This window comes from Paracoccus sp. 22332, assembly GCF_052045125.1.
Taxonomy (GTDB): domain Bacteria; phylum Pseudomonadota; class Alphaproteobacteria; order Rhodobacterales; family Rhodobacteraceae; genus Paracoccus; species Paracoccus haematequi_A.
Map to the genome: position 1 here is coordinate 244,821 of NZ_JBQEOI010000001.1, position 18,708 is coordinate 263,528.

At 65.7% G+C, this 18,708-nt stretch carries 19 protein-coding genes; 8 read left to right on the forward strand and 11 right to left on the reverse strand.

Annotated elements, in window-relative coordinates:
• Complete coding sequence (locus ACTJI6_RS01145) at positions 1–546, forward strand: DsbA family protein (protein ID WP_440797101.1); 546 nt, start codon at positions 1–3, stop codon at positions 544–546.
• On the opposite strand, the gene rpe is transcribed toward ACTJI6_RS01145, so the two are convergent.
• From rpe to ACTJI6_RS01185, 8 genes are all read right to left on the reverse strand, one after another.
• Positions 538–1,236: a ribulose-phosphate 3-epimerase gene (rpe, locus tag ACTJI6_RS01150; protein WP_440797103.1), complete on the reverse strand. Its 699-nt coding sequence runs from the start codon at positions 1,234–1,236 to the stop codon at positions 538–540. The genes ACTJI6_RS01145 and rpe overlap by 9 nt on opposite strands.
• A gap of 17 nt (positions 1,237–1,253) precedes the next feature.
• The gene (gene cbbX / locus ACTJI6_RS01155; protein WP_440797105.1) at positions 1,254–2,192 is read right to left on the reverse strand and encodes a CbbX protein; all 939 of its coding nucleotides are present in this window, start codon (positions 2,190–2,192) and stop codon (positions 1,254–1,256) included.
• A gap of 132 nt (positions 2,193–2,324) precedes the next feature.
• Complete coding sequence (locus ACTJI6_RS01160; RefSeq protein WP_440797107.1) at positions 2,325–2,744, reverse strand: ribulose bisphosphate carboxylase small subunit; 420 nt, start codon at positions 2,742–2,744, stop codon at positions 2,325–2,327.
• 89 nt (positions 2,745–2,833) lie between these two features.
• On the reverse strand, positions 2,834–4,297 hold the full coding sequence (locus ACTJI6_RS01165; protein ID WP_206436889.1) for a form I ribulose bisphosphate carboxylase large subunit: 1,464 nt from the start codon (positions 4,295–4,297) through the stop codon (positions 2,834–2,836).
• Positions 4,298–4,311: 14 nt separating this feature from the next.
• Positions 4,312–5,391 carry a class II fructose-bisphosphate aldolase gene (gene fba / locus ACTJI6_RS01170; protein ID WP_440797110.1) on the reverse strand — a complete coding sequence of 360 codons (1,080 nt, stop codon included), beginning with the start codon at positions 5,389–5,391 and terminating at the stop codon, positions 4,312–4,314.
• Positions 5,391–7,379, reverse strand: a complete 1,989-nt coding sequence (gene tkt / locus ACTJI6_RS01175; protein ID WP_440797330.1) for a transketolase — start codon at positions 7,377–7,379, stop codon at positions 5,391–5,393. Before tkt ends, fba begins: the two co-directional genes overlap by 1 nt.
• A 22-nt stretch (positions 7,380–7,401) precedes the next feature.
• Positions 7,402–8,274: a phosphoribulokinase gene (locus ACTJI6_RS01180; protein ID WP_440797112.1), complete on the reverse strand. Its 873-nt coding sequence runs from the start codon at positions 8,272–8,274 to the stop codon at positions 7,402–7,404.
• A gap of 8 nt (positions 8,275–8,282) precedes the next feature.
• Positions 8,283–9,278 carry a class 1 fructose-bisphosphatase gene (locus ACTJI6_RS01185; protein WP_440797114.1) on the reverse strand — a complete coding sequence of 332 codons (996 nt, stop codon included), beginning with the start codon at positions 9,276–9,278 and terminating at the stop codon, positions 8,283–8,285.
• A gap of 94 nt (positions 9,279–9,372) precedes the next feature.
• Between ACTJI6_RS01185 and cbbR the strand changes: the two genes are divergently transcribed.
• Positions 9,373–10,293 carry a LysR family regulator CbbR gene (gene cbbR, locus ACTJI6_RS01190; protein WP_440797116.1) on the forward strand — a complete coding sequence of 307 codons (921 nt, stop codon included), beginning with the start codon at positions 9,373–9,375 and terminating at the stop codon, positions 10,291–10,293.
• Here the strand turns inward: cbbR and ACTJI6_RS01195 are convergent.
• Together ACTJI6_RS01195 and fliK are read right to left on the reverse strand one after the other, a co-directional pair.
• Positions 10,290–10,958 (reverse strand): flagellar hook capping FlgD N-terminal domain-containing protein, encoded by a 669-nt coding sequence (locus ACTJI6_RS01195; protein ID WP_440797118.1) that lies wholly within the window; start codon positions 10,956–10,958, stop codon positions 10,290–10,292. The two genes, cbbR and ACTJI6_RS01195, sit on opposite strands and share 4 nt — an antisense overlap.
• A gap of 13 nt (positions 10,959–10,971) precedes the next feature.
• A complete protein-coding gene (gene fliK, locus ACTJI6_RS01200; protein WP_440797120.1) occupies positions 10,972–11,853 on the reverse strand; it encodes a flagellar hook-length control protein FliK in 882 nt (293 codons plus the stop codon).
• A 181-nt stretch (positions 11,854–12,034) separates the two neighbouring features.
• Between fliK and ACTJI6_RS01205 the strand changes: the two genes are divergently transcribed.
• The 6 genes from ACTJI6_RS01205 (at position 12,035) to ACTJI6_RS01230 (ending at position 15,146) form a co-directional block, all read left to right on the forward strand.
• Entirely contained in the window at positions 12,035–12,199 is a 165-nt protein-coding gene (locus ACTJI6_RS01205; protein WP_440797121.1) for a hypothetical protein, read from the forward strand.
• Positions 12,196–12,513: a hypothetical protein gene (locus ACTJI6_RS01210; protein ID WP_440797123.1), complete on the forward strand. Its 318-nt coding sequence runs from the start codon at positions 12,196–12,198 to the stop codon at positions 12,511–12,513. The genes ACTJI6_RS01205 and ACTJI6_RS01210 overlap by 4 nt, the downstream gene beginning before the upstream one ends.
• 172 nt (positions 12,514–12,685) lie before the next feature.
• Positions 12,686–13,528 (forward strand): flagellin N-terminal helical domain-containing protein, encoded by an 843-nt coding sequence (locus ACTJI6_RS01215; RefSeq protein WP_126154014.1) that lies wholly within the window; start codon positions 12,686–12,688, stop codon positions 13,526–13,528.
• Between the two features lie 70 nt (positions 13,529–13,598).
• Entirely contained in the window at positions 13,599–13,964 is a 366-nt protein-coding gene (gene flaF / locus ACTJI6_RS01220; protein ID WP_440797126.1) for a flagellar biosynthesis regulator FlaF, read from the forward strand.
• The gene (gene flbT / locus ACTJI6_RS01225) at positions 13,961–14,365 is read left to right on the forward strand and encodes a flagellar biosynthesis repressor FlbT (RefSeq protein WP_440797128.1); all 405 of its coding nucleotides are present in this window, start codon (positions 13,961–13,963) and stop codon (positions 14,363–14,365) included. Before flaF ends, flbT begins: the two co-directional genes overlap by 4 nt.
• Before the next feature lie 7 nt (positions 14,366–14,372).
• On the forward strand, positions 14,373–15,146 hold the full coding sequence (locus ACTJI6_RS01230) for a DUF1217 domain-containing protein (protein ID WP_126154011.1): 774 nt from the start codon (positions 14,373–14,375) through the stop codon (positions 15,144–15,146).
• A gap of 137 nt (positions 15,147–15,283) precedes the next feature.
• Here the strand turns inward: ACTJI6_RS01230 and carB are convergent, their stop codons facing one another.
• On the reverse strand, positions 15,284–18,622 hold the full coding sequence (carB, locus tag ACTJI6_RS01235) for a carbamoyl-phosphate synthase large subunit (protein WP_440797130.1): 3,339 nt from the start codon (positions 18,620–18,622) through the stop codon (positions 15,284–15,286).
• Positions 18,623–18,708: the final 86 nt, after the last annotated feature.

Consider the following 18,708-nt stretch of genomic DNA (forward strand, 5'->3'; position numbering starts at 1 on the left):
ATGGCGACGCGCACCGCCGATCCGTTGGAATGGGGCCGGGGACCGCAGGTCTTCGAGATGTTCCTGGAACCGACCTGCCCGTTTTCGGTCAAGGCGTTCCGCAAGATGGACGCCTTCCTGGATGCGGCGGGGCGCGACCGGGTGACGGTGAAGCTGCGGATGCAGTCGCAGCCCTGGCACATGTTTTCGCCGGTGGTGACGCGCTGCGTGCTGGCGGCCTCGATGCTGGAGGGCGGGCGCGAGACCGCGCGGCGCGTGTTGCAGGCCGTGGCCGATCACCGCGAAGCCTTCGAGTTCGAGCAACACCGCAAGGGACCGAACATGGACGCCACGCCCAACCAGATCATCGCCCGGCTGGAGGAATGCAGCGGCGTGGCTCTGGCGGAAGCCTTCGCCTTTCCCGAGCTTGAGGCGCAGATCAAGCGGCACGCGAAATACGCGCGGCAGAACGGCATCCATGTCTCGCCCACCTTCATGGTGAACGGGCTGGTGACGGGCCTTGGCAGCGGCGATCCGGTCGAGGACTGGGCCGCGGCGCTAGGCTGACAGCGCCAGTCCGTCGATGGCGTCGCGGATCGCGCGGATGTTCTGGCCATAGACCTGCGGCTGGCCAACCGAGCCGCCCTTGAAGACCGCCGATCCCGCCACCAGCACATCCGCCCCGGCCTTCGCCACCAGCGGCGCGGTGGTGGGATCGACGCCGCCATCCACCTGGATATGGATGGGCCGGTCGCCGATCATGCCGCGCAGCCGGGCGATCTTGTCCACCTGGGAATGGATGAACTTCTGCCCGCCGAAGCCCGGGTTCACGGTCATCACCAGCACCATGTCGGCCAGATCCAGCAGGTATTCCACCGCCTCGACCGGAGTGCCGGGGTTCAGCGCGATGCCCGCCTTTTTCCCCGTGGCCCGGATCGCCTGCAAGGTGCGGTGCGGATGGGGCCCGGCCTCGACATGGGCGGTGATCATGTCGGCGCCGGCCTGGGCATAGGCGTCGATATAGGCATCGACCGGCGCAATCATCAGATGCACGTCCATGACCGTCTTCACATGCGGGCGGAACGCCTTCACGGCGGGCGGGCCGAAGGTCAGGTTCGGCACGAAATGCCCGTCCATCACATCGACATGGACCCAATCCGCGCCCTGGGCCTCGATGGCCTGGATCTCGCGTCCGAAATCGGCGAAATCGGCGGACAGGATCGAGGGCGCGATCTTGATCGAACGGTCGAAGGTCATGGCGATTCCTTTCGCAATCATTCGGCAGCGGCCTGCCCGGTCGCGCGACCCGCGTCAAGCCGGTCCACGTCAAGCCCGCCGCGAAAGACGCGGCTGGCGCGGATGTCGGGTTCGGTGATCAGGGACAGGCGGTCGGCGTCGATGGGGCCTTTCGCCTCGTTGAACAGCCGGTTCGCCTGCCGCAGCCGGGCGCGGTCCAATGCGTTCCTGACCGAGCGGGCATTGGCGAAATGCGGCTGGTGGCGGCGCGCGGCGATGTAGTCCCGCATGGCGGCCCGCGCGCCGTCGTCGAGCCGATAGTTCTGCGACGCCAGCATCTTTTCCGAGATATGCAGCAGTTCCGGGTCGGTATAATCCGGGAACTCGATATGGTGGGCGATCCGCGACCGGAAGCCGGGATTCGAGGCGAAGAAGCGGTCCATCCGGTCGGCATAGCCGGCCAGGATCACCACCAGGTCGTCGCGGTTGTTTTCCATCACCTGAAGCAGGATCTCGATCGCCTCCTGCCCGTAATCGCGTTCGTTTTCGGGCCGATACAGATAATAGGCCTCGTCGATGAACAACACGCCGCCCATCGCCTTCTTCAGCACCTCCTTGGTCTTGGGCGCGGTATGGCCGATATACTGGCCGACCAGGTCGTCGCGCGTGACCGTCACCAGGTGTCCCTTGCGGACATAGCCCAGCCGGTGCAGCAGGTCGGCCATCTTCAGCGCCACGGTGGTCTTGCCGGTGCCGGGGTTGCCGGTGAAGGACATGTGCAGGGTCGGCGTCTCGGTCGCCAGGCCCAGCTTGCGGCGGGCCTGATCGACCAGCAGCAGCGCGGCGGTCTCGCGGATGCGGGACTTGACCGGCTCCAGCCCGATCAGCGTCTCGTCCAGTTCACGCAGGACGTCGCGCACGCCGCTGTTCTCGAAGGATGCGGCCAGATCGACATGGGTGGGGCGGGGTTCGTCCATCTTTCACCTTCCTGAGCGGTGCACTGCGCGGCGCCTTTTGCCTTGGTTCAAATATCCTCGGGTCCGGGGGGCGAAGCGCCCCCGGTCTTTCGCACAGGGTCCGGGCGGCGGGGGGGACGCCGCCCGGATCGCTCAGGCATAGCGCGCGCCTTCCGGCTCGCGCACGGCATAGCTTTCGATGGTATAGCGGACGCTGCGGCCCTCGGCCTCTTGCCGGATCAGGCGGAAGCCCGGTTCCGTCGCGGGGCGGTTCACGATGAAGCTCATGCGGATCGATTCCCAGCCGGGCGAGGCGTCGAAGGCGATGACGCGGATATACTTGCCGCCATGTTCCTTACGGCATTCGTTCACCTCGAAGACCACGGCGGCGGCGTCCGGGTTGTCGAACATCGGATGGCCCCACATTTCCCAATAGGTGTTCCGGGGATGGGGATCGTCGGTATATTCGACCGACACCGCCCACCCGTTGTCGATGGCGTATTGGGCCTGAACGCGGATATCGTCATCCGACAGGTCGGGCAGGAAGCTGAACTGTCCTTGGCGCAGTTTCATGGGGTGTGTTCCTTTGTGGCGGGGGAAGGTGGGGTGGAACCCCACCCTACGGGGTGTTGTAGGGTGGGGTTTCACCCCACCGCTGCGGGTCACATCGACACTTCGGGCGTCGGCGCGAAATCGGGCGCGTCGGTCGAGGCATAGTTGAAGGACACGTCCTTCCAAACGTCCAGGGCCTGCTTCAGCGGCGTGCAGGTCTTGGCCGCGTCGCGCAGGATGTCCTCGCCCTCGTTCCAGATGTCGCGGCCTGCGTTGCGGGCAAAAACCATCGCCTCCAGCGCCACGCGGTTGGCGGTCGCGCCCGCCTGGATGCCGTGCGGGTGGCCGATGGTGCCGCCGCCGAATTGCAGCACCACATCCTCGCCCAGATAGGTCAGAAGCTGGTGCATCTGGCCCGCATGGATCCCGCCCGAGGCGACAGGCATCATCTTGTTCAGCGCCGCCCAGTCCTGGTCGAAGAAGATGCCGTTTTCCAGGGCCATCGGGTTCCGCTCCTCGCGGAAGATGTCGTAATAGCCCTTGGTCGTGGCCGGATCGCCTTCCAGCTTGCCGACGACCGTGCCCGCGTGCAGGTGATCGACGCCCGCAAGCCGCATCCATTTGGCGATCACGCGGAAGCTGACGCCGTGGCTGCGCTGCCTTGTATAGGTCGAGTGCCCCGCGCGGTGCAGGTGCAGGATCATGTCGTTGTCCCGCGCCCATTTCGCCATCGACTGGATCGCCGTATAGCCGATCACCAGGTCAATCATGACGATCACGCTGCCCAGATCCTTGGCGAAATTGGCGCGTTCGTACATCTGCTCCATCGTTCCGGCGGTGACGTTCAGATAGGTGCCCTTGACCTCTCCAGTGGCGGCGGATGCGCGGTTCACCGCCTCCATGCAGTACAGGAAGCGGTCGCGCCAATGCATGAAGGGCTGGCTGTTGATGTTCTCGTCGTCCTTGGTGAAGTCGAGGCCCCCTTTCAGCGCCTCGTAGACGACGCGGCCATAGTTGCGGCCCGACAGGCCCAGCTTGGGCTTCACGGTCGCGCCCAGCAGCGGGCGGCCATAGACGTTCAGCCGTTCCCGTTCCACGACGATGCCGGTCGCCGGGCCCTGGAAGGTCTTCACATAGGCCACCGGCAGGCGCATGTCCTCCAGCCGCAGGGCCTTCAGGGGCTTGAAGCCGAAGACGTTACCGATGATGGACGCTGTCAGGTTGGCGATGGAACCCGGCTCGAACAGATCCAGGTCATAGGCGATATAGGCGAAGTATTCGCCCTGGCTGTTCGGCACCGGATCGACCCGGTAAGCCTTGGCGCGGTATTTGTCGCAGGCGGTCAGTCGGTCCGTCCAGACCACCGTCCAGGTCGCGGTCGAGCTTTCGCCCGCCACCGCCGCCGCCGCCTCGATGGCGTCCACCCCGTCCTGCGGCGTGATGCGGAACAGCGCGATCACGTCGGTGTCCTTGGGGGTGTAGTCGGGTTCCCAATAGCCCATCTGCGCGTATTTCAGGACACCGGCGGAATACCGTTTCTTGGCATCCAGCTTGGGGTTCGACATCTCGTTCATGGGTCTTCCTCCTCTCAGGCGGCTTTCGCGCCGGTGATGGCCGGGTCCAACGCCCCCGACGCATAGCGTTTCGCCATCTCGTCCATCGGGATGACGCGGATCGTGCTGGCATGGCCCGCCGTGCCGAAGCGTTCGAAGCGGTCGCGGCACAGCGCGGTCAGCTCGGCCATGGCGGGGATCATGAACTTGCGGGGGTCGAATTCGTCCGGGCGGTCGCGGGCGACCTTGCGGAAATGCCCGGTCATCGCCATGCGGCAGTCGGTGTCGATATTGACCTTGCGCACGCCCATGCGGATGCCGCGCTCGATTTCCTCGAGCGGGACGCCGTATGTCTGCGGCATCTCGCCGCCCGAGTCGTTGATGAGATCCTGCAAGTGCTGCGGGACCGACGACGACCCGTGCATCACCAGATGCGTGCCGGGCAGGCGGTCGTGGATCGCCTGGATCACATGCATGGCCAGGATCTCGCCATCGGGCTTGCGGGTGAACTTGTAGGCGCCGTGGCTGGTGCCGCAGGCGATCGCCAGCGCGTCGCAGCGGGTGCGCAGCACGAAATCGACGGCCTGGTCGGGGTCGGTCAGAAGCTGGCTGTGGTCCAGCTTGCCTTCGGCCCCCGATCCGTCCTCGGCCGCGGCCTCGCCGGTTTCCAGGCTGCCCAGAACACCCAGCTCTCCTTCGACGCTGGCGCCGACGGCATGGGCGGCCTCGGCCACCTTGGCCGTCACCGCGACGTTGTAGTCGTAATCGGCGGGGGTCTTCATGTCCTCGTGCAGCGATCCGTCCATCATCACGGAGGTAAAACCGTGGCGGATCGCCGACATGCAGGTCGCCAGGTTGTTGCCGTGGTCCTGGTGCAGGCAGATCGGAATGGTCGGGTTCATCTCGGCCAGGGCCTCGACCATGCGACGCAGCATGATGTCGCCCGCATAGGACCGCGCGCCCCGGCTGGCTTGCAGGATCACCGGCGCGTCGGCCTGGGCCGCCGCCTTCACGATGGCAAGGCCCTGTTCCATGTTGTTGATGTTGAAGGCGGGCACGCCATAGTCATGTTCGGCGGCATGATCCAGAAGCTGCCGCAGGGTAATGAGGGCCATCAGGTCTCTCCCTTGATGAGGTTGCGGGCCAGTTCGGCGACGGCCTCGGGCGTGATGCCGAAATGGCGGTAAAGGGCGGGGGCGGGGGCCGAGGCGCCAAAGCCCGTCATGCCGACGAAGCCGTCCTCCGGGCGCAGGAACAGATCCCATCCCTGGCGGATCGCCGCCTCGATCCCGATGCGGGGGGCATCGCACAAGACGCCCTGGCGATAGGCCCGGTCCTGGCGGGCGAACAGTTCGAAACAGGGGGCGGATACCACCGCCGCGTCGATCCGGTCGGCCCGCAGCAGGTCGGCGGCGGCCAAGGCGATCTCGACCTCGGAACCCGTGGCGATCAGCGTCACGTCGCGCGGCGCGGGCGTGGCGCGCAGCACATAGGCGCCCCGGCGCGAGCGGTTGGCATCCTCGTCCTCGGTCCGGACGGTGGGCAGGTTCTGGCGCGACAAGGCCAGGACCGAGGGCGTCGCGGGGCTGGTCAGCGCGATCTCCCAGGCTTCGGCGGTTTCGACCGCATCGGCGGGGCGGAACACCTGGAGGTTGGGGATGGCGCGCAGGGACGCCAGATGCTCGACCGGCTGGTGGGTCGGGCCGTCCTCGCCCAACCCGATGCTGTCATGGGTCATCACATGGATCACCCGCACCCCCATCAGCGCGCCCAGCCGGATCGCGGGCCGCGAATAGTCGGCAAAGGCCAGGAACGTCCCGCCATAGGGGATGAACCCGCCATGCAGCGCGATGCCGTTCATCACCGCCGCCATGGCATGTTCGCGGATGCCATAGTTGACATAGCGGCCCGCGTAATCGCCCGCGCGGACCGACTGCATGTCCTTTGTCCGGGTCAGGTTCGATCCGGTCAGATCCGCGCTTCCGCCGATGGTCTGGGGCAGGGCGGCGTTGATGACCCCCAACGCCATCTCGCTGGCCTTGCGGGTTGCGACCTTGGGACGATCCGCGACAAGCTGGTGGCAATGACCGGCGATGGCGGTCCGCAGCGCGGGCGCATCCGGCGCGGTCTGGGCGGCAAGAAAGGCGGCGCGGTTGGCGGAGGTTTCCAGCCGCGCCGCCCAGTCGGCCCGAGCCTGCGCGCCGCGCGCGGCAATCGCGGCCCAGGCGGTGGTCACGTCCTCGGGCAGGGTAAAGGGATCATGGGGCCAGTCCAGATGGGCACGGGCCGCCGCGATTTCATCGTCACCCAGCGGCGCGCCATGGACATCGTGGCCGCCCTGCTTGTTGGGCGCGCCGTATCCGATGACCGTCTTGCAGGCGATCATGGACGGGCGGTCGTCCCCCTGCGCGGCCTGAATGGCGGCGGCGACGGCATCGCGGTCGTGGCCGTCCACCGCCTGCACATGCCATCCGGCGGCGGCAAAGCGCGCCTGCTGGTCGGTGCTGGTGGACAGATCCGTGGCCCCGTCGATGGTGATGCCGTTGTCGTCCCACAGCACGATCAGCCGCCCAAGGCGCAGGTGGCCCGCAAGGTCGATGGCCTCGTGGCTGATCCCCTCCATCAGGCAGCCGTCGCCGGCGATGACATAGGTGTGGTGGCCGGCCAGATCCGGCCAGCGGGCATGGGCCATCCGTTCGGCAAGCGCCATGCCGACCGCCGTGGCGATGCCCTGGCCCAGGGGGCCGGTCGTCACCTCGATCCCTTTGGCATGGCCGTATTCGGGATGGCCCGCGGTGCGCGATCCCAGCTGCCGGAAGGCGCGGATCTGGTCCATGCCCATGTCGTCATAGCCCAGCAGGTGATGGATCGCGTAAACCAGCATCGACCCATGCCCCGCCGACATCACGAAGCGGTCGCGGTCCGGCCAGGTCGGATCGGCGGGATCCACCCGCATGAAGCGGTTGAACAGCACCGCCGCCACATCGGCCATGCCCATCGGCGCACCGGGATGGCCGGATTTCGCGGCCTCGACCGCGTCCATCGCCAGGGCGCGGATGGCATTGGCCATGCGGGCCTCAAGCGCGGCGTCGATGCGGGTCATCTGGTTCATGGCTGGTTCCCCCTCAGGCGCGCTTGGCGTCGTCGATCAGGCGCAGGATCATCGGCGTCAGGATCAGTTGCATCGCCAGGTCGGTCTTGGGGCCGGGAATGACGATGGAGTTCGCGCGGCTCATCCACGACCCGTCGATCATCTGGGTCAGATAGGGAAAATCGATGCCGCGCGGGTTGCGGAACCGGATCACCACCAGGCTTTCGTCGGGCGTGGGGATCCAGCGGGCGATGAACGGGTTCGAGGTGTCGACCACCGGCACCCGCTGGAAATTGATGTCGGTCTGGGTGAATTGCGGGCAGATGCAATGCACATAGGCGTGCATCCGGCGCAGGATCGTGTCGGTCACGGCCTCGGTCGAATAGCCCCGGCTGGCCTTGTCGCGGTGGATTTTCTGGATCCATTCCAGGTTGATGACCGGCACCACGCCGATCTTCAGGTCGGCCAGCTTCGCCAGGTTCACCGTGTCGTTGACGACCGCGCCGTGCAGCCCTTCGTAGAACAGCAGGTCCGACCCTTCCTCGAAGGGCGCCCAGGGGGTGAAGGTGCCGGGCGCGGCGCCCCATTTCTCGGCCTCGCGTTCGTCATGGACGTAATGGCGCGTCTCGCCCCGGCCGGTTTCTCCATAGACGCGGAAGATGTCCTCCAGCTTTTCCAATTCGTTGGCGTCGAAGCTGAAATGGCTGAAGGTCTGGTCGCCTGCCGCCTGGCGGCGGGCCAATTCGTCCTTCATCGCCTGGCGGTCGAAGCGGTGGAAGGCGTCGCCCTCGATGCTGACGGCCCGTATGCCCTCGCGGCGGAAGATCTGGTCGAAGGTGGTCTTGACCGTGGTCGTCCCCGCGCCGGAACTGCCTGTGACCGAGATGATGGGGTGCTTCTTGCTCATGGATTTCCTCAGGCGCGGAACAGGCCGCGATTGCCGAACAGGGCCGAGACCTCGGCATCGGGCAGGTCGTGATAGGCGGCAACGCGGTCGACCTTTTCGGCCGATCCGAAGACCAGCGGCGTGCGGCCGTGCAGGTCGGTGATGGCGGCGTCCAGGATCGGCAGGGCGCCGTCGGTCGCGCGGCCCCCTGCCTGTTCGATGACGAATGCGATGGGCGCGCATTCGTACAGCATCCGCAACCGGCCCCTCTCATAGCCCTTGCGGGCGTCGGCCGGGTACAGGAAGATGCCGCCGCGCATCAGGATCCGATGCGCCTCGGCCACCAGGGATGCGATCCAGCGCATGTTGAAATTGCGCGCGCGCGGGCCGTCGATCCCGGCGATGCAGTCGTCGATATAGGCGCGGATCGGACGCGGCCAGTGGCGATAGTTCGAGGCGTTGATGGCGTATTCGAAGAAGCAATCCGGCAGGGTCGCGCGCGGGCTGGTCAGGTCGAAGCTGTCGGTATCCGGGTTCAGCGTATAGACCTGCGTGCCGTCGCCGAAGCTGACCACCAGGCAGCAGCGCGGGCCATAGATGATGTATCCCCCCGCGATCAGGTCGCGGGCCGGGCGCAGGAAGCTGGTCTCGGCCTGGTCCTGGGCGGGATAGACGGCGAAGATGGTGCCGATAGAGACGTTGGTGTCGATGTTGGACGACCCGTCCAGCGGGTCGATGGCCAGGGCGAAGGCGCCGCCCGGCTGCATGGCGACGGGTTCGGCCTGTTCCTCGCTGGCGAACCAGCGGATGCCCGCGTCGCGCAGCGCGTCGCGGAACAGCGCATCGGCCTGCACGTCCAGCCGTTTCTGGCCGTCGCCGTCGCTGTTGGTGCCGACCTCGGCCGACAGGCTGCCGTCGCCGCGCCGGATCACCCCTGCCAGCGTCGCCCCGCCCCGCGCCAGGGCCAGCATCAAGGGGCGGAAGTCTGGCGGAATATGCGTGGTGTCAATGCTGGGCGTCGTCATCGGCCCCTCCCGTGGCGTCTGGTAGGGGCAGATTGACAGTCGGGGGATTTAGAGGAAATTTAATAATCTGGAAGGAAGATTAGATTTTGGTGAAATGAAGCCCGAAGGGATCACCCTGCGCCAGTTGCGCTGCCTGCGCGCCGTCACAGACAGCGGCAGCCTGACGGCGGCCGCCGGACTGCTGGGCCTGACCACGCCCGCCGTCCACAGCCAGTTGCGCGGGCTGGAGGATCTGGCCGGATGCCCCCTGGTGCTGCGCGGGGATCATGGCGCCTTCCGCCCCACGCCCGAGGGCGAGGCGCTGCTGCTGGCGGAATCGCAGATCGCCACCGCCCTGTCCCGCGCGGCCCGAGAGATCGGCGCCTTGCAGCAGGGCCATGTCGGCAATGTCGTGCTGGGCGTGGTCTCGACCGGCAAGTATTTCGCCCCCGGCCTGGTCGCGCGGCTGCTGCGACTTTTGCCCGATATCGAGGTGACGCTGCGGATCGGCAACCGCGACGCGGTGCTGGCGGCGCTGGCGGGCGACGACCTGGATTTGGCGATCATGGGTCGCCCGCCGCGCGAACCGGCGGTGGTCGCCGACCCGGTCGGGCCGCATCCGCACATCATCATCGCCGCGCCCGACCACCCGCTGGCCGATGCCGACCCGGTGATGCCGGGCGACTTGCTGGCCCAGACCTTCCTGTCACGAGAGGAAGGGTCCGGCACCCGCATCCTGATGACCCGCTTCCTGGACCGCATCGGCGAGGGCGCGACCTGGCGCGCGGTCGAGATGGGCACCAACGAGACGATCAAGCAGGCGGTGATCGCGGGCCTGGGCGTGGCGCTGATTTCCCAGCACACCGTGACCGAGGAACTGCGGTCGGGCCGTCTGATCGCCCTGCGCGGCATCGGATTGCCGATCCAGCGAAGCTGGTATCTGCTGCGCCGCGCCGACCGGCAGATGAGCGCCGCGACCGTCCGCATCCGCGACGAGATCCTGGCGATGCGCGGCGGCTTCCTGCCGCAGCTTTAATTCGCCTGGCGCAGCGCCTCGATCTGGCTGGCCAGGGCCGACCCGCCGCCTTCGAAGATCAGCTCGACCCCGCGGCTGCCAACCTCGGCCTCGGCCACGCGGACATAGGCGCCGACCGGATCCTCGGAAATCACCTCGCCCGCGCGGTTGCTCTCGATCACGAAGGAATAGCGGCCGTCGGCCAGCTTTTCGCCATATTCGTCGCGGCCCAGCCAGTCGATCTGGCCTTCGCCCGGTCCGATTTCCTCTCTCAGGACTTCCTTGCCCGATTCGTTCAGCGTCACCAGGGTCACGCTGTCGGCCCGGCTGTCGGGATGGACATCCAGCGTCAGCGGCTTGTCCCCGAACCAGACGGGTTCGGTCGTGCGCACCTCTTTGCCGATCCACTCGGCCAGTTGCCCCAGGCTGCCGCCCGATTGCGTCAGCATCTGTTCCAGCAGCTTGTTCGTCTGCGCCTGCTGTTCGACCCCCGAAAAGGTCGCAAGCTGGACGGCGAAATCGCTGCCCTCCATCGGGTTCAGCGGATCCTGGTTCTGCAACTGCGTGGTCAGCATCCGCAGGAACGTGTCGAAATTCGCCGACTGCGCGGTCATGGCGTCCGTGGCCTTGGACGTGGATGTCGTGCCGGTGGTTCCGGTCGTCGAGCCGTTGACGGGGTTAACCAAGCGATTCTCCTTTTCAGATGCGGATGTCCAGTCGCGCCGGGATCGCCAGGGGCGTCCAGGCGGCGGGGACGGAAACGGAAACGGTTTCGGTGACGTCAAAGCCGTGGCCTGACGCCTCGGGCAAGGGCTGCCCGCGGCCGGACCCGGTGCCGCCGTCGCCCTGGAATTCGAAGGACGCATCGGCCATCCCGGCATCCCCGAAGCATTCCTGCAAAAAGGCGGCGTTGCGGCGCAGCTGGTCCAGAACCTCGGGGCGTTCGGCCCAGACCAGCACATGCGGGCTGTGGTCCGGTCCGGTCATCACCATGCGGATCCGGCCCAGTTCCTCGGGCGCCAGGGCAATCTCGATCCGGTCCTCGCGGGCGCTGACGACGGCCTCGGCCATCTGGCGCACCACCGACGCGACGGGAACGCGGGACGGCGGCAGCGGCTGGTCCGGGGCGGCCGCCGCGACATCGCGCGCCGCCGCCGCGTGCAGCGAGGGTGGTTCGGCGGACAGAAGGTCGATCTGCGGCATGTCCGGCGCAACCTGCACCGCCAGGTCGGGTGCGGTGTCGGCAGCGGCAGGCACGGCGATCCGCATCGCCGATTCGGGCAAGGCCACCTTGGTATCGGAAGGGACCGGATCCTCTGCGGGTTGGCCGCCTTCCGGCGCGGCTTGGCGCAGGGCACCGCTGATCCCGGACAAATCCTCGATCAGCATCTGCAACAGATCCTGCGGCGCCTGGCAGACGGCCGCCCCATCCGCAGGCGCCGCCTCGGCCAGCAGATCATCGATCGGCGCGTCGTCGATGGTAAAGTCGAACTCGGCTTCATCCTCGCCCTCGATAACAGGTTCGGCGGCGGCCGTGGCTTGCACCAGGGTCATGACCGGTAAAACGAAACTGTCTGCCATATGCCCGATTCCCAACGTGATGCCGCCAGAAATAAGGATAAGTCCTTACGATTTATTTACCGCAACCGGCTAATCATGAAAAATATCCGCAATCAGGAAAATTCTCATGCAGGTTAACCAAATCTCAACGGCAGCTGCGCCTGCGACCGCGTCGCGACCGCCATCCGAACAGCTGGAACAGATGTTTCTTGAGGAGATGCTGAAATATTGCGGTCCGAAATCGAACACCGGCGCGTTCGGCGGCGGCATCGGCGAGGAGCAATTCTCCAGCTTCCTGATCCAGGAGCAGGCTGCCGCCCTCGCGGGCCGCATGGATCTGGGATTCAGCACATGGGTGGCGCAATGAAACCGAAGCACCGAGAGATCCTGCGCGGCATCGAACAGGCCATCATTTCCGGCGATGCGGCCCAGGCCCTCGCCCGGATCGAGACGCTGGCCCATCGATTCGAATGCGACGGGCTGGACGCCGATTCGAAGGCGCAGATCGAACAGATCCTTCAACACTTGCGCCGCCTGGCCGAGGATTCCGCGCGCGGCACTCAGCGCGCCATCGACCAGATTCGGGACATCGTGAAGAACGCGCGCAGCCTGCAAACCTATGATCAGGCCGGTCAGCGCCACAATACGCCGACCAGTGCGGTGCTGGCCCAGCGATTTTGAATAAAATCCTTCGCGTTTGGAATTTGAGGCGCGATGGGAAATTCAGTATCCATCAATCACCGGCTGCTAGGAATGCGGTCATGCCAAAAGCGGCACAGGGATAAACGCCCAAGGTCAGAAGGCCGATCGTCGAAACCAAGGATGCAAAGCGTCCATTATATCTGAGGATAAGATGTCCAGTATTCTGACCAACAACGGCGCCATCGTTGCACTGCAAACCCTGAAGAACGTGAATTCCAGCCTGAACAAGGCCCAGTCGGAGATTTCGACCGGCAAGTCGATCAACTCGGCCAAGGATAACTCGGCCGTCTGGGCGATTTCCAAGGTGATGGAGGCTGACCAGTCTTCGGCGAAGGCGATCCAAAGTTCGCTGAACGTTGCCGGCGCGACGGTTCAGGCTGCTGTTGACGGAGCCGAGCTGATCGCGAAAACCCTGACCGAGATGAAGGATCTGGCGTCCCGGGCTGGAACTGATGGTTACGAATTCGCCAAGGTCCAAGCCGATATCACGGCAAAGACAGCGGTGATTACCGCGACGATTGCGGGCACGCAGATGAACGGCGTCAACCTGCTGAAGACAAACGGTGTGAACGGCGGCGCGACCTATACGGTCTTGTCGTCGCTCGACCGCAGCAACACGGGTGTGACTGCTGGCAACATTGCAGTTGCTTCCGTTGACTTTGAAGCAACCTTGCTGGCCGGAACGAATGCCCTGACGGCCATCACTGATCGCGCTTCCGCACAGGCGGCAGTGCTTGCGCTTGAGGCGAACTTGCAGACCGCGCTGAATGGCTCTGCGGCTCTGGGTGCCAAGGCAAAGCAAATCGAAGAACAGTCGAACTTCATCGGCAAGCTGGCTGACTCCTTGAAGGCCGGTGTTGGTTCGCTGGTCGATGCCGACATGGAGGAAGCCTCGGCCCGCCTGCAAGCCCTGCAAACGCAGCAGCAGCTTGGCATCCAAGCGCTGTCGATCGCCAACCAGGCACCCTCGGCGATCCTGTCGCTGTTCCGCTGATCCCAAGACCTCTTGGGGCGCCCCTGGGGCGCCCCATTCTTGCTGAACCCTTAAGATCAGGATGATCACCTTGAACGCGGTTCCGTCTTTCTCCGCCAATGGATATGGCAGCAGCGTCGTCCGCACCGCGCGCGATGCCGAATACGACATTTTCTCTCGCGTGACCGGAATGTTGCGCCAGGCGGATGCCAGCGGGCAAGGCCCCGATCGCATCGCCGCCGTGGACAAGAACAATCAGCTGTGGACGATCCTTGCCAGCGATCTGGCCGATCCCGGCAATGCGCTGCCGGATCATGTCCGCGCCGGGCTGCTGTCGCTGGCGGGCTTCGCCTTGCGCCACGGCCACCAAGCCCTGTCAGGCAAAGTTGCGCTTGCCCCGCTGATCGACATCAACATGGCCATCATGCGCGGCCTGCGCCAAGAGGCCCCGGCATGAGCGGCCTTGTCCTGAAACTGGCTCCGAACGAACGGGTGCTGATCAACGGCGCGGTCATCGAAAACGGCGACCGCCGGTCCAAGATCGCCATCCGTACGCCCAATGCGAATGTCCTGCGGCTCAAGGATGCGATCCACCCCGACCGCGCGAACACACCTGTGGCCCGGGCCTGCTATATCGCCCAGTTGATTCTGTCGGGTGATGCCGAAGCAGACGAAGGAAAACGCCAGCTTCTTCTGGCCATCGCCCAGCTTGCCCTGGTGTTCGAGGACGAGGCCAGCCAGACGGCCCTGCGCGAGGCTCGCGCCAGCGTCGAGGAAGGCGCGGCCTATCCCGCCCTGCGGCGGCTGCGCGAACTTCTGCCGCAGGAAGAACAGCTTATCCAAGCTCGCCGCCAATGAGGATGCCATGGCCAACGCCATCAATGTCGGATTAAGCGGATTGGCCGGATGGCGCGTCCTGCAACGCATGGAATCGCGTCAGGTCGAGGCTACGGCCAAGGATCCCGTGGTCCAGCGCGCCACCGCCTATCTTCGCGAAAACCTGACGGCCACCACCACGGCCGAGGATCTGGTCGGCGATTACAAGATGTTGCAGGTGGCGCTGGGCGCCTTTGGCCTGGACGAGGATGTGACCAACAAGGCCTTCATCCGCAAGGTTCTGGAATCCGACCTGGGCGACAGCGCGTCGCTGGCCAACCGGCTGGGCGACAAGCGTTACCTGAAACTGGCCCAGGCCTTCGGCAAGCGCAGCGACGCCGCCACCACGGGCGAGGCGCTGAGCCAGGCCTACGTCCAGCGGCAATTCGAAAAGCGCGTCGGCGAGGGGGATCAAAGCTATCGCCTGGCCCTGAACGCCCGGAACGAGGTCAAGGCCTTCGCCTCGCGGGCCTCCAGCGACAAGACGCTGTGGTACGAGGTTCTGGGCAACCAACAGCTTCGGACCGTTTTTCAGGGCGCGTTCGGGATGAGCAAGTCGATTGCCAACCTGCCGGTCGACCGGCAGTTGGAGGAATTCATGTCGGCGTCCGAACGCGTCCTGGGCAGCAGCAGCTTTTCCAAGATCGCGACCGATGAAACCATCGACAAGCTGACCACGCGCTATCTTGCGCTGTCGCAGATCCAAACCACGACGACCAGCAATCGCTATACGGCCGCGCTGTCCCTGTTGTCACGGGCCTGATCGGCGCGCGGGGCCGTGCCTGTCCCTCGGCGCCGGACGACCGGATGCCGTCCTTGGCGCGAGGGTCAGGGGCTGTTTCGAACCCCGGTGTCGAAGCAGGACAGCCGGCATCCGGGACCGCCGACTGTCCCGTTTCTTCACGCTTGCAGGCTTCTGACTCCGACTTCGCCTTCCTCGCGCGATTTGATGGCGGCCACTGCGGCGATGCTGCCTGCGGCGGTGGTGAAATAGGGGATCTTGTCGTACAGCGCGACCGCCCGGATCTCACGGGAATCGGCGATGGCCTGGGCGCCCTCGGTCGTGTTCAGGACCATGGCGATCTCTCCGTTCTTCAGCCGGTCGACGATATTGGGGCGGCCTTCATAGACCTTGTTCACACGGGCGGTTTCGACCCCGGCTGCGGCCAGGAAATCGGCGGTGCCGCTGGTCGCGATCAACTGGAAACCCATCGTCGTCAGGTCGCGGGCCGCATCGGCCAAGGCTTCGGACTTGTCGGCATCCTTGACCGACAGGAATACCCGACCCTCGAAAGGCAGGTTCGACCCCGCGCCCATCTGCGCCTTCAGGAAGGCGCGGGCGAAGTTGCGGTCCCAGCCCATCACCTCGCCGGTGGAACGCATTTCCGGCCCAAGCAGCGTGTCGACGCCGGGGAAGCGGGCGAAGGGCAGAACCGCCTCTTTCACCGAGAACCAGGGCGTGATCGGATCGGCCAGGGTCATCGGATCGGCAAAGGGCAGGTCGTCCTCGGGGCCGACGCCCGCCGGATAGGGCGCGCGCAGGGGGAAGTTCGACATCGGCTCGCCCGCCATAAGCCTTGCAGCGATCGAGGCGATGGCGCTGTCGGTGGCCTTGGCGACGAAGGGCACGGTGCGGCTGGCGCGCGGGTTCACCTCCAGCACATAGATCGCGCCGTCCTTGATGGCGAACTGCACGTTCATCAGGCCCTTGACCTTCAGGGCGCGGGCCATGGCGACGGTCTGGCGCTTCAGTTCGTCGATAGTGGCGGCGTCCAGTGTGTGCGGGGGCAGGCAGCAGGCCGAGTCGCCCGAATGGACGCCGGCTTCCTCGATATGCTCCATGATGCCCGCGACATGGACGGTTTCACCATCCGACAGGGCGTCCACGTCGACCTCGATCGCGCCGGACAGATAGCTGTCCAGCAGCACCGGGTTCTTGCCGGATACGGTCACGGCCTCGGTGATGTAGCGCTTGAGGTGGTCCATGTCGCGCACGATCTCCATCCCCCGGCCGCCTAGGACATAGGAGGGGCGGATCACCAGCGGGAAGCCGACCTGCCCGGCGATGTCCAGCGCCTGTTCGGCGCTGCTGGCGATGCCGTTGACGGGCTGGCGCAGGTTCAGGTCGTTCAGCAGCTTCTGGAACCGCTCGCGATCCTCGGCCAGGTCGATGGCGTCCGGCGTGGTGCCCAGTATCGGGATGCCCTCGGCTTCAAGCGCGTTGGCGAGCTTCAGCGGCGTCTGCCCGCCGAACTGGACGATGACGCCGTGCAGGGTGCCGTTTTCCTGTTCGACCCGCAGGATTTCCAGCACATGTTCCAGCGTCAGGGGTTCGAAATACAGCCGGTCCGATGTGTCATAGTCGGTCGAGACCGTTTCCGGGTTGCAGTTGACCATGATCGTCTCATAGCCGGCATCGGTCAGCGCAAAGCAGGCGTGGCAGCAGCAATAGTCGAACTCGATCCCCTGGCCGATCCGGTTCGGGCCGCCGCCTAGGATCACCACCTTCTTCGCGTCGGTCGGACGAGACTCGCACTCTACGTCGCCCATCGCGGGCGATTCATAGGTGGAATACATATAGGGGGTCTGGGCTTCGAACTCGGCTGCGCAGGTGTCGATGCGCTTGAAGACGGGCAGGATGCCCGCGCCGCGGCGGGCGCGGCGGATGTCGGATTCGTCGCGGCCAGTCAGGTGGGCCAGGCGGGCATCGGAGAAGCCCATCATCTTCAGCGCCCGCAGGCCGTCGGCGTCCTGGGGCAGGCCCTCGTGGCGGACCTTGTGTTCGGCGTCCACGATTTCGCGCAGGCGGGCCAGGAACCAGGGATCGAAGCTGGTGACGCGCTGGATTTCGTCATCGGTCATGCCGAAGCGCATCGCCTCGGCAATGATGCGCAGCCGGTCCGGGGTGGCGCGGGACAGGGCGGCGATCACGGCGGGCTTGCCTTGTTCGGCAGCGCCTTCGATGGCGATCTCGTCCAGGCCGGTCAGGCCGTTTTCCATCGAGGCCAGCGCCTTTTGCAGCGATTCGTGGAAGCTGCGGCCGATGGCCATGACCTCGCCCACGGATTTCATGGCGGTGGTCAGTTCGGGCTTGCTGCCGGGGAATTTCTCGAAGGCGAAGCGCGGGATCTTGGTGACGACGTAGTCGATCGACGGTTCGAAGGACGCGGGCGTGACCTTGGTGATGTCGTTGTCCAACTCGTTCAGCGTATAGCCGACCGCCAGTTTCGCCGCGATCTTGGCAATCGGGAAGCCCGTGGCCTTGGAGGCAAGGGCCGAGGACCGCGACACGCGCGGGTTCATCTCGATCACCACCATGCGGCCGTCGGCGGGGTTGATCGCCCATTGCACGTTCGACCCGCCGGTTTCCACGCCGATCTCGCGCAGCACCGCAATGCTGCCATTGCGCATGATCTGGTATTCGCGGTCGGTCAGAGTCAGGGCCGGGGCCACGGTGATCGAATCGCCGGTATGCACGCCCATCGGATCGACGTTCTCGATGGAGCAGACGATGATGGCGTTGTCGTTGCGATCCCGCACGACCTCCATCTCGTATTCCTTCCAGCCCAGCAGGCTTTCGTCGACCAGAACCTGCGCCACGGGGCTGGCATCCAGGCCCGACCGCACGATCCGTTCGTAATCGTCGCGGTTATAGGCGACGCCGCCGCCGGTGCCGCCCAGGGTGAAGGCAGGGCGGATGATGGCCGGCAGGCCGATCTCCTCCAGCGCCTCCATGGCTTGGGCAACGCCCGCGGCGATGTCGTATTTGCCGTTGGCGCCCTTGGGCGCGGCGACGATGGTGGCCTTGGGGTTTTCCAGCCCGATCCGATCCATCGCCTCGCGGAACAGCTTGCGGTCCTCGGCCATCTCAATGGCGGCGCGCTGCGCGCCGATCAGTTCGACGCCGTAACGGTTCAGCACGCCCGCATCCGCCAGGGCCAGGGCGGTGTTCAGCCCTGTCTGCCCGCCCATGGTCGGCAGCAGCGCGTCGGGGCGTTCCTTGGCGATGATCTTTTCGACGATTTCGGGGGTGATCGGCTCGATATAGGTGGCGTCGGCCATTTCCGGGTCGGTCATGATCGTCGCGGGGTTCGAGTTGACCAGGATCACCCGATAGCCTTCCTCGCGCAGCGCCTTGCAGGCCTGGGCGCCGGAATAGTCGAACTCGCAGGCCTGGCCGATGACGATGGGGCCTGCGCCGATAATCAGGATCGACTTGATATCGGTTCTTTTCGGCATGGCGGTCCCCTGGGGCTGGCGGCTGATAAATCGTCCGGGGTTATAGCCATGCGCGGTCAGGGCGCAAGGCAGGACGACAGGGTTTC